Annotated in this window: 14 protein-coding genes and 1 pseudogene; 9 read left to right on the top strand and 6 right to left on the bottom strand. The window is 52.4% G+C overall.

Features of this window, described 5'->3' with window-relative positions:
- The first annotated feature begins 13 nt into the window (after positions 1 to 13).
- The 3 genes from uvrD (at position 14) to corA (ending at position 3,596) form a co-directional block, all read left to right on the top strand.
- On the top strand, positions 14 to 2,176 hold the full coding sequence (gene uvrD / locus F4V72_RS22000) for a DNA helicase II (RefSeq protein ID WP_000383436.1): 2,163 nt from the start codon (positions 14 to 16) through the stop codon (positions 2,174 to 2,176).
- Positions 2,177 to 2,434: 258 nt separating this feature from the next.
- Entirely contained in the window at positions 2,435 to 2,491 is a 57-nt protein-coding gene (gene ysgD, locus F4V72_RS24555; protein ID WP_212723238.1) for a YsgD/CorL family protein, read from the top strand.
- Positions 2,492 to 2,645: 154 nt separating this feature from the next.
- Positions 2,646 to 3,596, top strand: a complete 951-nt coding sequence (gene corA / locus F4V72_RS21995) for a magnesium/cobalt transporter CorA (RefSeq protein ID WP_000947142.1) — start codon at positions 2,646 to 2,648, stop codon at positions 3,594 to 3,596.
- Positions 3,597 to 3,690: 94 nt separating this feature from the next.
- Here the strand turns inward: corA and F4V72_RS21990 are convergent, their stop codons facing one another.
- The 4 genes and pseudogenes from F4V72_RS21990 to yigI all read right to left on the bottom strand — a co-directional run bounded on the left by F4V72_RS21990 (position 3,691) and on the right by yigI (position 6,620).
- A complete protein-coding gene (locus F4V72_RS21990; RefSeq protein WP_079796628.1) occupies positions 3,691 to 4,167 on the bottom strand; it encodes a DUF943 family protein in 477 nt (158 codons plus the stop codon).
- Positions 4,167 to 5,011: pseudogene (locus F4V72_RS21985) on the bottom strand (YPO3983 family protein). Before F4V72_RS21985 ends, F4V72_RS21990 begins: the two are co-directional and overlap by 1 nt.
- Before the next feature lie 201 nt (positions 5,012 to 5,212).
- Positions 5,213 to 6,109, bottom strand: a complete 897-nt coding sequence (rarD, locus tag F4V72_RS21980) for an EamA family transporter RarD (RefSeq protein WP_053510992.1) — start codon at positions 6,107 to 6,109, stop codon at positions 5,213 to 5,215.
- A gap of 43 nt (positions 6,110 to 6,152) precedes the next feature.
- Positions 6,153 to 6,620, bottom strand: a complete 468-nt coding sequence (gene yigI, locus F4V72_RS21975) for an acyl-CoA thioesterase YigI (protein ID WP_001277136.1) — start codon at positions 6,618 to 6,620, stop codon at positions 6,153 to 6,155.
- Between the two features lie 164 nt (positions 6,621 to 6,784).
- On the opposite strand from yigI, the gene pldA reads away from it, so the two are divergent.
- From pldA to rhtC, 3 genes are all read left to right on the top strand, one after another.
- Positions 6,785 to 7,654 carry a phospholipase A gene (pldA, locus tag F4V72_RS21970; protein WP_023247398.1) on the top strand — a complete coding sequence of 290 codons (870 nt, stop codon included), beginning with the start codon at positions 6,785 to 6,787 and terminating at the stop codon, positions 7,652 to 7,654.
- Between the two features lie 83 nt (positions 7,655 to 7,737).
- Positions 7,738 to 9,567, top strand: a complete 1,830-nt coding sequence (gene recQ, locus F4V72_RS21965) for an ATP-dependent DNA helicase RecQ (protein WP_023247399.1) — start codon at positions 7,738 to 7,740, stop codon at positions 9,565 to 9,567.
- 63 nt (positions 9,568 to 9,630) lie between these two features.
- Complete coding sequence (gene rhtC / locus F4V72_RS21960; protein WP_023247400.1) at positions 9,631 to 10,251, top strand: threonine export protein RhtC; 621 nt, start codon at positions 9,631 to 9,633, stop codon at positions 10,249 to 10,251.
- Positions 10,252 to 10,290: 39 nt separating this feature from the next.
- Here rhtC and rhtB read toward each other — a convergent pair whose 3' ends face one another.
- The gene (rhtB, locus tag F4V72_RS21955; RefSeq protein ID WP_023247401.1) at positions 10,291 to 10,911 is read right to left on the bottom strand and encodes a homoserine/homoserine lactone efflux protein; all 621 of its coding nucleotides are present in this window, start codon (positions 10,909 to 10,911) and stop codon (positions 10,291 to 10,293) included.
- Between the two features lie 110 nt (positions 10,912 to 11,021).
- Here rhtB and pldB point away from each other — a divergent pair, with 110 nt between their 5' ends.
- The 3 genes from pldB (at position 11,022) to F4V72_RS21940 (ending at position 13,834) form a co-directional block, all read left to right on the top strand.
- On the top strand, positions 11,022 to 12,038 hold the full coding sequence (gene pldB / locus F4V72_RS21950; RefSeq protein ID WP_023247402.1) for a lysophospholipase L2: 1,017 nt from the start codon (positions 11,022 to 11,024) through the stop codon (positions 12,036 to 12,038).
- Positions 12,039 to 12,053: 15 nt separating this feature from the next.
- Positions 12,054 to 12,854 (top strand): sugar/pyridoxal phosphate phosphatase YigL, encoded by an 801-nt coding sequence (gene yigL / locus F4V72_RS21945; RefSeq protein ID WP_023247403.1) that lies wholly within the window; start codon positions 12,054 to 12,056, stop codon positions 12,852 to 12,854.
- 80 nt (positions 12,855 to 12,934) lie between these two features.
- On the top strand, positions 12,935 to 13,834 hold the full coding sequence (locus tag F4V72_RS21940) for a carboxylate/amino acid/amine transporter (RefSeq protein WP_023247404.1): 900 nt from the start codon (positions 12,935 to 12,937) through the stop codon (positions 13,832 to 13,834).
- On the opposite strand, the gene metR is transcribed toward F4V72_RS21940, so the two are convergent.
- The gene (gene metR, locus F4V72_RS21935; RefSeq protein WP_053510994.1) at positions 13,722 to 14,675 is read right to left on the bottom strand and encodes an HTH-type transcriptional regulator MetR; all 954 of its coding nucleotides are present in this window, start codon (positions 14,673 to 14,675) and stop codon (positions 13,722 to 13,724) included. The genes F4V72_RS21940 and metR overlap by 113 nt on opposite strands.
- Between the last annotated feature and the right edge of the window lie 13 nt (positions 14,676 to 14,688).

The following is a 14,688-nucleotide window of genomic DNA, read 5'->3' as shown; positions in this document are numbered from 1 at the left end:
CGCGGCGGTGCCAATGGACGTTTCTTACCTGCTCGACAGCCTTAATGATAAACAGCGCGAAGCGGTGGCCGCGCCACGTAGCAACATGCTGGTGCTGGCGGGCGCGGGAAGCGGGAAAACCCGCGTGCTGGTGCACCGTATCGCCTGGTTACTGAGCGTAGAAAACAACTCGCCATACTCCATCATGGCGGTGACCTTTACCAACAAAGCGGCGGCGGAAATGCGCCATCGTATTGGCCAGTTGATGGGTACAAGCCAGGGCGGAATGTGGGTGGGGACGTTCCACGGTCTGGCGCACCGCCTGCTGCGCGCGCATCATATGGACGCTAATCTGCCGCAGGATTTCCAGATTCTCGACAGCGAAGATCAGATGCGTTTGCTTAAACGCCTGATTAAGGCGATGAATCTTGATGAGAAGCAGTGGCCGCCGCGTCAGGCGATGTGGTACATCAATAGCCAGAAAGACGAAGGGCTGCGCCCGCACCATATCCAAAGCTATGGTAACCCGGTGGAGCAAACCTGGCAGAAGGTGTATCAGGCCTATCAGGAAGCGTGCGATCGCGCTGGTCTGGTGGATTTCGCCGAGCTACTGCTGCGCGCTCATGAACTATGGTTGAACAAGCCGCACATCCTGCAGCACTACCGCGAGCGGTTTACTAACATTCTGGTGGACGAATTTCAGGATACCAACAACATTCAGTACGCCTGGGTTCGTCTGCTGGCGGGTGATACCGGCAAAGTGATGATTGTCGGCGACGATGACCAGTCGATCTACGGCTGGCGCGGGGCGCAGGTAGAGAATATCCAGCGCTTCCTCAATGATTTTCCCGGCGCGCAGACCATTCGTCTGGAGCAGAACTACCGCTCGACCAGCAACATCCTTAGTGCGGCGAACGCTCTGATTGAGAATAACAATGGGCGTTTGGGTAAAAAACTGTGGACTGACGGCGTTGACGGCGAACCAATATCGCTGTACTGCGCTTTCAACGAACTGGATGAAGCGCGTTTTGTGGTTAACCGCATCAAAACCTGGCAGGACAACGGCGGCGCGCTTGCACAATGTGCCATCCTCTATCGCAGTAACGCCCAGTCGCGCGTGCTGGAAGAAGCTTTATTACAGGCCAGTATGCCGTACCGGATTTACGGCGGTATGCGATTCTTCGAACGTCAGGAGATCAAAGATGCGCTCTCTTATCTGCGTTTGATTGCCAATCGCAACGATGATGCTGCGTTTGAACGCGTGGTGAATACCCCGACGCGCGGTATCGGCGACCGCACGCTGGACGTGGTGCGCCAGACCTCGCGCGACCGCCAGCTAACATTGTGGCAGGCGTGTCGTGAGTTGTTGCAGGAGAAGGCATTGGCCGGGCGTGCGGCCAGCGCGCTACAACGCTTTATGGAGCTGATCGACGCCCTGGCGCAGGAGACCGCCGACATGCCGCTGCATGTGCAGACCGACCGGGTGATCAAAGACTCCGGCCTGCGCACAATGTATGAGCAAGAAAAAGGCGAGAAAGGCCAGACGCGCATCGAAAACTTAGAGGAACTGGTAACGGCGACGCGGCAGTTCAGCTACAACGACGAAGATGAAGATTTGATGCCGCTTCAGGCCTTCCTCTCTCACGCGGCGCTGGAGGCGGGCGAGGGGCAGGCGGATACCTGGCAGGATGCGGTACAGCTCATGACGCTGCACTCGGCAAAAGGGCTGGAGTTTCCGCAGGTATTTATCGTCGGGATGGAAGAAGGGATGTTCCCCAGCCAGATGTCGCTGGATGAGGGCGGGCGTCTGGAAGAGGAGCGTCGTCTGGCCTACGTCGGTGTGACCCGTGCCATGCAGAAACTAACGTTAACCTATGCCGAAACGCGTCGTCTGTACGGTAAAGAGGTCTACCATCGCCCGTCGCGTTTTATCGGCGAGTTGCCGGAGGAGTGCGTGGAGGAGGTTCGTCTGCGCGCCACCGTCAGTCGTCCGGTGAGCCATCAACGAATGGGAACGCCGCTGGCGGAAAACGACACAGGCTATAAACTCGGCCAACGTGTGCGCCATGCGAAGTTCGGCGAGGGTACTATTGTCAACCTGGAGGGCAGCGGCGAGCATAGCCGGTTGCAGGTGGCTTTTCAGGGGCAAGGGATCAAATGGTTGGTTGCCGCGTATGCGAAACTGGAAACGGTTTGACCGAATCACATATTGCCGGATGACGCGTCTTATCTGGCCTACGCGGTGGTTAACATGTTGATTTGAGTTCGGATAAGGCGAAGCCGCCATCCAGCGATATAGTGATGTTAATATTCTGAAATCATAGATAAATAGCCTCTCTCTGCTAACCTTTCTGCATAAGGGGAAATTATTGCTTTTTCGCGTTTCGTTGCGTGTTGACGGCAAATTTTTGCTGGCGTAACATGCGCCCACGATTACGCTAAGAGGACATTCGCCTTGGACACACCCAGTAGATACTGGCTCATTATCCTGTCATCCAGGATCAACTCCTAAGGCTATCCCTTTTTGCTGATAGCCTTAGCGGTTGTCAGCGACCTTTCATTTTTCCCGTCGCGTTGAGTCAGGCTGTTTAATGGTCTGAAACCCAATTTGTTTCTGTGTGCCCATCTGAGCTGTCCGATATTTTTACGCATTGGGAGTCCCGGTCATGCTGAGCGCATTTCAACTGGAAAAAAACCGACTGACCCGGCTGGAAGTCGAGGAGTCACAAACCCTGATTGATGCCGTATGGATCGATTTGGTCGAACCGGACGACGACGAGCGGTTGCGCGTACAATCTGAGCTGGGCCAGAGTCTGGCAACGCGTCCTGAACTGGAAGATATCGAAGCATCCGCGCGCTTCTTTGAAGACGAAGACGGACTGCATATCCACTCTTTCTTCTTCTTCGAAGATGCGGAAGATCATGCCGGTAACTCTACGGTGGCATTCACTATTCGCGATGGCCGTCTGTTTACGCTGCGTGAACGCGAGCTGCCCGCCTTCCGTTTGTATCGTATGCGCGCCCGCAGTCAGGCGATGGTCGACGGTAATGCTTATGAATTATTGCTCGATCTGTTCGAAACCAAAATTGAACAACTGGCGGATGAAATCGAAAACATCTACAGCGATCTGGAAAAACTGAGCCGCGTCATTATGGAAGGGCATCAGGGCGATGAATACGACGAAGCGCTCTCCACGCTGGCGGAGCTGGAAGATATCGGCTGGAAGGTACGCCTGTGTCTGATGGATACCCAGCGCGCGCTGAACTTCCTGGTGCGCAAGGCGCGCTTACCGGGCGGACAGTTGGAGCAGGCACGCGAGATTCTACGCGATATCGAATCTCTGCTGCCGCACAATGAATCGCTGTTCCAGAAGGTGAACTTCCTGATGCAGGCGGCGATGGGGTTCATCAACATCGAGCAGAACCGCATCATCAAAATCTTCTCGGTGGTTTCCGTGGTGTTCCTGCCGCCGACGCTGGTCGCTTCCAGCTATGGGATGAACTTCGAGTTTATGCCGGAACTGAAATGGAGCTTCGGCTACCCTGGCGCGATTATCTTTATGATCCTTGCCGGGCTGGCGCCGTATCTCTACTTTAAGCGGAAGAACTGGCTGTAATTCTGGTGCCGGATGGCGGTTACGCCTTATCCGGCCTACAGTTTCAGCGGAACGCAGAGTCATAGCGGTGGTTCAGCACAGCTCCCGCTATGCTTTACGGATAGAAAACTCTCTCTATTTGTTTCTCGGGCGTTAACTGGTACTCATGCTCGCCATCAATAACGGTTACACCAAAAGTAGTATTACTATCGGAATACTCATCAACGATGAATAAATAGTCTTTCACAATACAATCAGCATCATCCTTAATGGTCGGAAAGCAATATAAATCTTCATACGGCCCATCGTGATAATTTTTAGCATTAGTAAAGCCGTTGCCAATATTTATTACATAATAGCGAAACCAGTCCTGATCCAGTAAAGGGTATTTCCTCTTAAATTCTTCCCTGTACGTCAGGTACCACCTGATTTTATCTCTGTCAGTCCACGGCAGATGATCCACAACCAGAAAAACTGTCGAGCCAAAATATGAATAGGTATACAGAATTTTAACCGGCCGCAGGGTCCACAGATTATAGGTCCCGGCCAGCAAGAATAAACACAGCGCTATTTTTTTACATTTATTATTCATCAGTAAGCACCGATTCTGGTGACTGTATTAAAATTTGTGAAAAAAGGTTTAAAGGCAAAATCTTTGTGCCGCTGTAAAAAGAACCATATGCGGAAAAAACGAAATTTGCGATAAAATTTATTCTTGATATCGGCAACATCCAGCCCAAAATGATCCTGCGCAGCGAAATGTAGCGTAGTGCTCCAGCCCATGGCGTACTTCTGAAGATTCGTGAGGGTTATCTTTTGCGCAGCAATATTGTGAACGCAGATCCCCAGTCCATTGATTCTGTCCTCCAGATTATTAAATTTAGCGAGATGTGAACTAAGCAAGTTTGTTTTGATTCCATGCAATATTACGGGTAAATATATTTGTCTTATGTTTTTTTAAATTCCCTCTGAATGTAGTCTTTAATTATAAAAAGAGGGCTGTCTTTTATATTCTTCTTTACTCTTTTATGAAAGGCGGAATTTAGTTGCTGGCTATAAAATGCGCTGCCATTTCCATATCTGAAATGTCTGATGAGTTCATCTATTAGTGTTTGATATTCACCATAGAATGAAAACATTTTTTCCAGTTCTTTCATTTCTGTGAATAGAATATCGACACATTCATCGTGAGATATTTCTCTGCCGAGGTTTGTTAAGCTAAACACGCCATCTACCATGTAAGGTCGGGGAAAATCATAATATATAAGGCGATAAGGATCGACTTTTTCTGATATGTCATTCAGGCCGAGCGCCAGAAGCTCTTCTTCTCCCATGTCGCCACATTGTATGTCACCGGCAGAATTATCGTTGAAGCGTGTGACGGGTTCAAAGAGGGTATAAGGGAGATACATTGATGAATTGAATATATGAGTAATTTCCATTTATCTCATTAATAATCAGTAACTTATCTCTTGCTGCGGATGAATGTTACAAGAAAGGGATGGCAGAAAAGTGGCTTCGCTTCACACATCTTTATGAACTATTAAATCAGGATTGTTACTTCAAGTGGGGTTAAAAAGCAGGCGCTACGACTTATCAGGCCTACGGAATTTGTAGGCCTGATAAGTAAACCGCAATCACAATCCTTTACGCGTTCTGCGCTGGGTATACAGCGCATCCATCACGAAAATCGCCAGCGCTACCCAGATAAACCCGAACGTCACCATCTTATCCGCGCCCGGATGTTCATCATAAAAGGTGACTGCCAGCAGGAACATCAGCGTTGGGCCAATGTACTGGAAGAAGCCTAGCGTAGAGAGGCGCAGACGTGTTGCCGCGCCGGTGAAGCACAGCAGCGGAATGGTGGTGACGACACCGGCGGCAATCAACAGCAGGTTCAATGACAGGGGATTCTGTTCCATATGGCTGGTGGCGCTATCGGCGATGCCAAACAGATAAACCGCTGCGACCGGCAACAGCCATAGCGTCTCAACCAGCATACCGGTCTGCGCTTCAACGGCGATCTTCTTACGAACCAGGCCGTAAAACGCAAAGCTAAACGCCAGCCCCAGCGCGATAATCGGCAGCGAGCCAAATGTCCAAAGCTGCACCAGTACGCCGCACACCGCCAGAATCACCGCCAGCCACTGCATACGTCGGAACCGTTCACCGAGAAAAATCATCCCCAGCAAGATGTTAACCAGCGGATTAATAAAATAACCCAGGCTGGCCTCCAGCATATGGTGATTATTTACCGCCCAAATGAATAATAGCCAGTTACCGCCGACCAGTACGGCGGATAAGGCCAGCAGGAAAATCTTCTTTGGCGTTTTCAGTAGGTTCTTAACCTGTCGCCACTGGCGGCTGACGCTAAGCAGCGCCACCATAAAGAAAAATGACCAAATCACGCGGTGCGTCAGGATCTCATCTGCGGGAACATAATAGATCAGCTTGAAATACGCGGGGGCGATCCCCCAAATAAAATAGGCGGCAAGAGCGAGTAATACGCCCTGCCGTGTTTGTTTTGCATCCATCCGGAAAACTCGTATCTGAAGTGTAACAACAGTTTACCTGCTTTTATCCCACCATATAAGTGGCGGTGGCGCTGGCGATGTACAGCTGATCTTCATTGTGTAATTCCACGCGGGCGACGGCCACTTTATTCCCTGCGCGCAGCAGGCTACTGGTGGCCGTAAAGCGGTTGCCTCTGCCCGGACGCAGGTAATCGACGCGCAGGTCAATCGTTCCCATCCGCGACAGGCGCTGGCGTAATTCATCTTCGCTGATTGTTTCGTGACGAGTTAGCGTGCTGCCGACGCATACCAGTCCAGCGGCGACATCCAGCGCAGAGGCGATCACACCGCCGTGTAAAATGCTTTGCGCCCAGTTGCCGACCATCATCGGCTGGTTGTTAAAGGCCAGTTGGGCGAACGCTTTTTCATAGCGTTCCAGCTCCAGTCCTAACGCCCGATTAAACGGCATGTGGTAGACAAACATTTCACCCACTAATTTCAGAGCTTGTTCAGCGGTAAGTACAGCGGACATAGGTTCCTGACACTCCATTAGTTAATTAAATGTTGATATTATGCTTCTTAATTGTTGTTTTCTACTTTAAGAAGGGATAACTAACGGCTATGTGTGTAAATATGTAAAAATGGTTGGCAGAGAATGATTCAAGCTGAAAATATTTCGTCAGGAGAACACCAAGAATGCGGGCGATTCTGAGTTGGTTGTTGCCAACCACGCTACTGCCACTAGCGGTATATGCACAAGAAGCTACGATAAAAGAGGTTCATGATGCGCCTGCAGTGCGGGGAAGTATCATCGCTAACATGCTACAGGAGCATGATAACCCTTTTACGCTTTACCCTTATGACACGAACTACTTGATCTACACGAACACCAGCGATCTGAACAAAGAGGCCATTCGTACCTACAACTGGTCTGAAAACGCACGTAAAGATGAAGTGAAATTTCAGTTGAGTCTGGCGTTTCCGCTGTGGCGCGGAATACTGGGGCCGAACTCGGTACTGGGCGCTTCCTATACGCAGAAATCCTGGTGGCAGCTTTCCAACAGTAAAGAGTCTTCGCCGTTTCGTGAAACCAACTACGAACCGCAGCTTTTTCTTGGTTTTGCTACGGATTATCGCTTTGCCGGCTGGACGCTGCGCGACGTAGAGATGGGCTACAACCATGACTCTAACGGACGTTCGGACCCCACCTCGCGCAGTTGGAACCGTCTGTATACCCGTCTGATGGCCGAAAACGGCAACTGGCTGGTAGAGGTCAAACCGTGGTACGTGATTGGCAGTACCGACGATAATCCGGACATTACCAAATATATGGGTTATTACCAGCTTAAAATCGGTTATCACCTGGGCGAGGCGGTATTAAGCGCCAAAGGCCAGTACAACTGGAATACAGGATATGGCGGCGCGGAGCTTGGATTAAGCTATCCGGTCACCAAACATGTCCGACTTTATACCCAGGTGTACAGCGGCTATGGCGAATCACTGATCGACTATAATTTTAATCAGACACGTGTCGGCGTCGGCGTGATGCTCAACGATATCTTCTGATCGGATTGTATTTTAAACATTGCAGTTTCTCTCGCAGGCGCTGAAAATAGCGCCTGTTTTGATTTATGGTGAACGGGGTTAATGTGGCGCAGGCGGAAGTGTTGAATCTGGAATCAGGGGCTAAACAGGTTTTGCAGGAAACCTTTGGCTACCAACAGTTTCGCCCGGGCCAGGAAGCGATTATTGATACTGTGCTCTCCGGTCGCGACTGTCTGGTCGTCATGCCCACCGGCGGCGGCAAATCTTTGTGCTATCAAATCCCCGCGTTGTTACTGGACGGGTTGACCGTTGTCGTTTCGCCGTTGATCTCGTTGATGAAAGACCAGGTCGATCAGCTACTGGCGAACGGTGTGGCGGCGGCGTGTCTGAACTCCACTCAAAGCCGCGAGCAGCAGCTTGAGGTGATGGCGGGGTGCCGTACTGGACAGATTCGTCTGCTGTATATTGCGCCGGAACGCCTGATGCTGGACAACTTTCTTGATCATCTGGCGCACTGGAATCCGGTATTGCTAGCGGTGGATGAAGCGCACTGTATCTCGCAATGGGGACATGATTTCCGTCCGGAATATGCGGCTCTCGGTCAGCTTCGCCAGCGTTTTCCCGCTTTGCCGTTTATGGCGTTGACCGCCACCGCCGACGACACCACGCGTCTGGATATTATTCGTTTGCTTGGGCTTAACGATCCGTTAATCCAGATCAGTAGCTTTGACCGACCAAATATTCGCTACATGCTGATGGAGAAGTTTAAGCCGCTCGATCAGCTAATGCGCTATGTTCAGGAGCAACGCGGCAAATCGGGTATCATCTACTGTAACAGCCGGGCGAAAGTGGAAGATACTGCCGCGCGCTTGCAAAGCCGCGGCATTAGCGCGGCGGCCTATCATGCGGGGCTGGAAAACGCTATTCGCGCCGATGTGCAGGAAAAATTTCAGCGCGACGATCTGCAAATCGTGGTGGCGACCGTCGCTTTTGGAATGGGCATAAACAAACCTAACGTACGTTTCGTCGTGCATTTCGATATCCCGCGCAATATTGAATCCTACTATCAGGAAACGGGCCGCGCCGGGCGCGACGGACTGCCTGCGGAAGCCATGTTATTTTACGATCCGGCTGATATGGCCTGGCTGCGTCGTTGTCTGGAAGAGAAACCAGCCGGACAGCTTCAGGATATTGAACGGCATAAACTGAATGCGATGGGCGCTTTTGCCGAAGCGCAAACCTGCCGTCGCCTGGTATTGCTTAATTACTTTGGCGAAGGCCGACAAGAACCGTGCGGTAACTGCGATATCTGTCTCGATCCGCCCAAACAATATGATGGCTTAAACGATGCCCAGATTGCGCTTTCTACCATTGGTCGGGTTAACCAGCGTTTTGGCATGGGCTACGTCGTCGAGGTGATCCGCGGCGCGAATAACCAACGCATCCGCGATTTCGGTCATGACAAACTCAAGGTTTATGGCATGGGACGAGAAAAGAGCCATGAGCACTGGGTGAGCGTGATTCGCCAGCTCATTCATCTGGGGCTGGTAATGCAAAATATTGCGCAGCATTCCGCATTACAGTTGACGGATGCCGCGCGTCCGGTACTCCGTGGAGACGTTCCGCTCAAGCTTGCGGTGCCGCGCATTGTCGCCCTCAAACCCCGCGTGATGCAGAAATCATTCGGCGGTAATTACGATCGCAAATTGTTCGCTAAGTTGCGCAAGCTGCGTAAAGCTATCGCTGATGAAGAGAATATCCCGCCGTATGTGGTCTTTAACGACGCCACGCTGATAGAGATGGCGGAACAGATGCCGGTTTCCGCCAGCGAGATGTTGAGCGTTAACGGGGTTGGGATGCGAAAACTGGAGCGCTTCGGGAAAGAATTCATGGCGCTCATCCGCGCGCATGTCGATGGTGATGACGAAGAGTAGTCAGCCCGGCAAAAAAGTGCCAGGATGGTGACTCACTGAACTATTTTCCCGCGAGTCATTTTTATGATGATGCTATTTTTCACCGTGGCAATGGTGCACATCGTTGCGCTAATGAGCCCCGGCCCCGACTTTTTCTTCGTGTCTCAAACTGCCGTCAGCCGTTCGCGTAAAGAAGCGATGATGGGCGTACTGGGCATTACCTGCGGCGTGATGGTATGGGCGGGCGTGGCGCTGCTTGGCCTGCATCTTATCATCGAAAAAATGGCCTGGTTGCATACGATCATTATGGTAGGCGGCGGCCTGTACCTGTGCTGGATGGGCTATCAGATGCTGCGCGGCGCGTTGAAAAAACAAGATGCGGCGGTGCCTTCTCCGCACGTTGAACTGGCGCAGAGCGGGCGCAGCTTTCTCAAAGGGCTGTTGACCAATCTGTCAAATCCGAAAGCGATTATCTATTTTGGTTCCGTTTTTTCACTGTTCGTCGGCGATAACGTCGGCGCTGCGGCGCGCTGGGGTATTTTCGCGTTAATCACCCTGGAAACGCTGGCCTGGTTTACTGTGGTCGCCAGCCTGTTCGCGCTGCCGAAAATGCGCCGCGGCTATCAGCGTCTGGCGAAATGGATTGATGGCTTTGCCGGCGCTCTGTTTGCGGGCTTTGGCATTCACCTGATTATTTCGCGTTAATTTACCTCCGGGCCGGATAAACGTCATCCGGCACTACTATCATGCATGTCTTGCCGACGCCAGGAGCGCGCCTACCAGCATAAATAACGAACCAAACGCTTTATTCAGCGCCTTCATCTGTTTTGGTCCTTTAATCCAGGCGGCAATGCGTTGCGCCAGCGTGGCGTAACCGGTCATCACAATCATATCAACCACAATCGTGGTGACGCCGAGAATGAGGTACTGCGCCAGTTGCGGTTGCTGCGGCATGATGAATTGCGGAAACAGGGCGGCAAGAAAGACAATGCTTTTGGGATTGGTTAGATTGACAAATATCGCGCGTTTGAACAATCGGCCCCGCGATTGCGTCTGGGCGAGGGTATGCAGATCGATAGCGCCTGCGGCGCGCCACTGCTGGATACCCAGCCAGATAAGATAAGCCGCGCCAGCCCATTTCAGGATTTCAAAAGCGATGAGCGAGCGCGAAAAGAGCGTACCCAGTCCGACGCCCACCAGTACGATATGTATACCCAGCCCGGTCTGGAGTCCGGCGATAGAAGCCGCTGTGCCACGATATCCATGGTTGATAGACGTCGTCATGGTATTGATGGCACCAGAACCCGGAGAAAGACTCAACAGAGTTGAGGTCAGCAGATAGGCGAACCACCATTCAAAGGTCATGTGAAACTCCCTGGTTGTCTGTTTTTGTGCCACAATACGCTACTGCCGCTGTGTTGTGTCAGACACGACGCAAAAAACGATTTTACCTGGTAAATGAGGCCGGATACCCGATGTTTCAGCAGCAAAAGGACTGGGAAACAAGAGAAAATGCGTTCGCTGCTTTTGCTATGGGGCCGTTGACTGATTTCTGGCGTCAGCGGGAAGAGGCGGAGTTTATCGGCGTGGGCAACATTCCGGTACGTTTTGTCCGTTTTCGGACCGATTCCAACGATCGGACGATCATCATTTGTCCTGGCCGCATTGAGAGTTACGTAAAATACGCTGAACTGGCGTACGATCTCTTTCATCTCGGTTTTGATATCTTCATCATCGACCACCGTGGGCAAGGGCGCTCCGGGCGAATGTTATCGGACCCGCATCGGGGTCATGTTGATCATTTTAACGATTATGTTGAGGACTTAGCGGCGTTCTGGCAACAGGAAATTGAGCCGGGGCCGTGGCGTAAGCGTTATATTCTTGCGCACTCAATGGGGGGCGCGATAGCCACCTTGTTCCTGCAACGCCATCGTGTGCGGTGCGACGCTATTGCGCTCACCGCGCCGATGTTTGGTATTGTGATACGCTTGCCTTCCTTCATGGTGCGCCATATTCTCGACTGGGCCGAAGGGCACCAGCGCATCCGTGAAGATTACGCCATTGGTACCGGTCAGTGGCGGGCGTTACCGTTTGGGATGAATGCGCTGACCCACAGCCGCCAGCGTTATCAGCGCAACTTACGATTTTATGCCGACGAGCCGCAACTGCGCGTCGGCGGCCCCACCTGGCATTGGGTGCGCGAAGGCATTCTGGCGGGTGAGCAGGTACTGGCGGGGGCGAGCGATGACGCGACGCCTACGCTACTGATTCAGGCGGAAGAAGAGCGGGTAGTGGATAACCGCACCCACGATCGTTTTTGTGAAATTCGCGCTGCGGCGGGGCACCCTTGTGAAGGGGGAAAACCGCTGGTTATCAAAGGCGCGTACCATGAGATCCTTTTTGAAAAGGACGCCATGCGCTCAGTCGCGCTTAACGCCATTGTTGGATTTTTCAACAAGCCTAATTTATCCAGCGGAAATCGCTTTGCTTAGAGGTTAAATTTTATTATGTATCAGGTTGTTGCGTCTGATTTAGATGGCACGCTGCTCTCCCCCGACCATACGTTGTCCCCTTATGCCAAAGAGACTCTGAAGCTGTTGACCGCACGCGGTATCCATTTTGTCTTTGCCACTGGTCGTCATCATGTCGATGTAGGGCAAATCCGCGATAATCTTGAAATCAAGTCTTACATGATCACCTCCAACGGTGCGCGAGTGCACGATACCGACGGGAATTTGGTTTTTACGCATAATCTGGATCGCGACATTGCCAGCGACCTGTTCGGGGTGGTGAATGCGAACCCGGACATCGTCACCAACGTTTATCGCGACGACGAATGGTTTATGAACCGTCATCGCCCGGATGAAATGCGTTTTTTCAAAGAGGCGGTATTTAACTACTCGCTGTTTGAGCCTGCGCTGCTGGAGCCGGAGGGCGTCAGCAAAGTGTTTTTCACCAGCGATACCCATGAAAAGTTGTTGCCGCTGGAGCAGGCGATTAACGCGCGCTGGGGGGATCGGGTAAACGTGAGCTTCTCCACGCTGACCTGTCTGGAAGTGATGGCGGGCGGAGTGTCGAAAGGTCATGCGCTGGAAGCGGTCGCTCATGCGATGGGGTACAGCCTGAAAGAGTGTATCGCTTTTGGCGACGGGATGAACGACGCTGAAATGCTCACAATGGCGGGTAAAGGCTGCATCATGGGCAATGCGCACCAGCGTCTGAAAGACCTGTATCCCGAACTTGAGGTGATCGGCATCAACGCTGATAACGCCGTGCCGCATTACCTACGCGAACTCTTCTTACGCTGACGTGATTGTTTGTTAGTTGACCAGTTGTCAACTTCGCTCTCCGCTACAATGGGTGTTCCCTGTTTTAAGAGACATCCATTGTGGCGCTACTTATCATTACCACTATCCTGTGGGCTTTCTCCTTTAGTCTATTTGGCGAGTATCTTGCCGGGCATGTCGATAGCTATTTCGCGGTGCTCATACGCGTTGGGCTGGCGGCGCTCGTTTTTCTGCCGTTTTTGCGTACTCGCGGGCACAACCTAAAAACCATCAGCCTGTATATGCTGGTGGGGGCGATGCAGCTTGGCATCATGTATATGTTGAGCTTCCATGCCTACCTCTACCTGACCGTATCCGAACTGCTGCTGTTTACCGTTCTGACGCCGCTCTATATCACGCTGATTTACGATGTGATGAGTCAGCGTCGTTTACGCTGGGGCTATGCATTTAGCGCGTTGCTGGCGGTGATTGGTGCCGGGATTATTCGCTACGATCGTGTGACCGACCATTTTTGGGTAGGTTTGCTCCTGGTGCAGCTTTCTAATATCAGTTTCGCTATCGGAATGGTGGGGTATAAACGTCTGATGGAGACCCGCCCCATGCCGCAGCACAACGCCTTTGCGTGGTTCTATCTGGGGGCGTTTTTGGTGGCGGCGGTGGCATGGTCGCTGTTGGGGAACGCGCAACAGTTGCCGGAAACCACGCTGCAATGGAGCATTCTGGTGTTTCTCGGCGTGGTGGCGTCCGGCATTGGCTACTTTATGTGGAACTATGGCGCTACCCAGGTGGACGCCGGGACGCTGGGTATTATGAATAATATGCATGTTCCCGCAGGACTGCTGGTTAATCTCGCAATTTGGCATCAGCAGCCCCACTGGCCAAGTTTTATTACAGGCGCGGCTGTGATCCTGGCTTCGCTGTGGGTGCATCGAAAATGGGTCGCTCCGCGCTCCGCACAAACGGCAGATGATCGCAGGCGTGATTCCGCGTCGAGCGAATAAACGCCTCGGTCACCGCCTGGCGCTGGTCGCCGTCGCGCACGGCGGCATACAGACGGCTCCACAGACCATCGCCCAGGGTTTTGGTCACCACCAAACCCTGGCGCTCAACACTTTCCACCACCCAGTGCGGCAGGGCGGCAATCCCCATCCTGGCTGCCACCATCTGAATCAGCAATAGCGTATTATCCACGCTTTTCAGCGGCGGACTGATACCCGCCGGTTGCAGGAAATGTCGCCAGACATCCAGTCGGCTGCGCTGCACCGGGTAAATTAACAGCGTTTCGCTGGCTAAATCTTCCGGCGTAATCTGCGTTTTGCTGGCCAGCGGATGGTCGGGTGCCAGCACCAGTCGGACTTCAAAATCGAACATCGGCGAATAGTGCAGCCCGCTGCGCGGCAAAATATCCGACGTCATCACCAAATCCAGCTCGCCTTGTTGCAAGGCTGGTTGTGGATCAAAAGTGACGCCGGATTTGAAATCCATTTCTACCTGCGGCCAGTTTGCACGGAAGTTTTCCAGCGCCGGGGTCAACCACTGAATACAGCTATGACATTCAATAGCGATGCGCAGACGAGTTTGCTGCGGTTCGTTGCATGCCTGTAGCGCACGGCTGATTTGCGGCAGCACCTGGTTTGCCAGTTGCAGCAGAATCTCCCCCTGCGGCGTAAAGCGCAGCGGCTGGCTTTTACGCACGAACAGGCGGAAGCCAAGGCGTTGTTCCAGATCGCTGAACTGGTGAGACAGAGCGGATTGGGTCTGGTGTAGCACCGCCGCCGCGGCAGCCAGCGATCCACTATTCCGCAATGCCTGGAGTGTTTTCAGGTGTTTAATCTCGATCATGAAAGTCCTTCAC

The sequence above is a fragment of the Salmonella enterica subsp. diarizonae genome (assembly GCF_008692785.1).
Taxonomy (GTDB): Bacteria; Pseudomonadota; Gammaproteobacteria; order Enterobacterales; family Enterobacteriaceae; genus Salmonella; species Salmonella diarizonae.
Note: the sequence above shows the minus strand (reverse complement) of the source record. Positions and strands in the feature narration are given on the sequence as shown.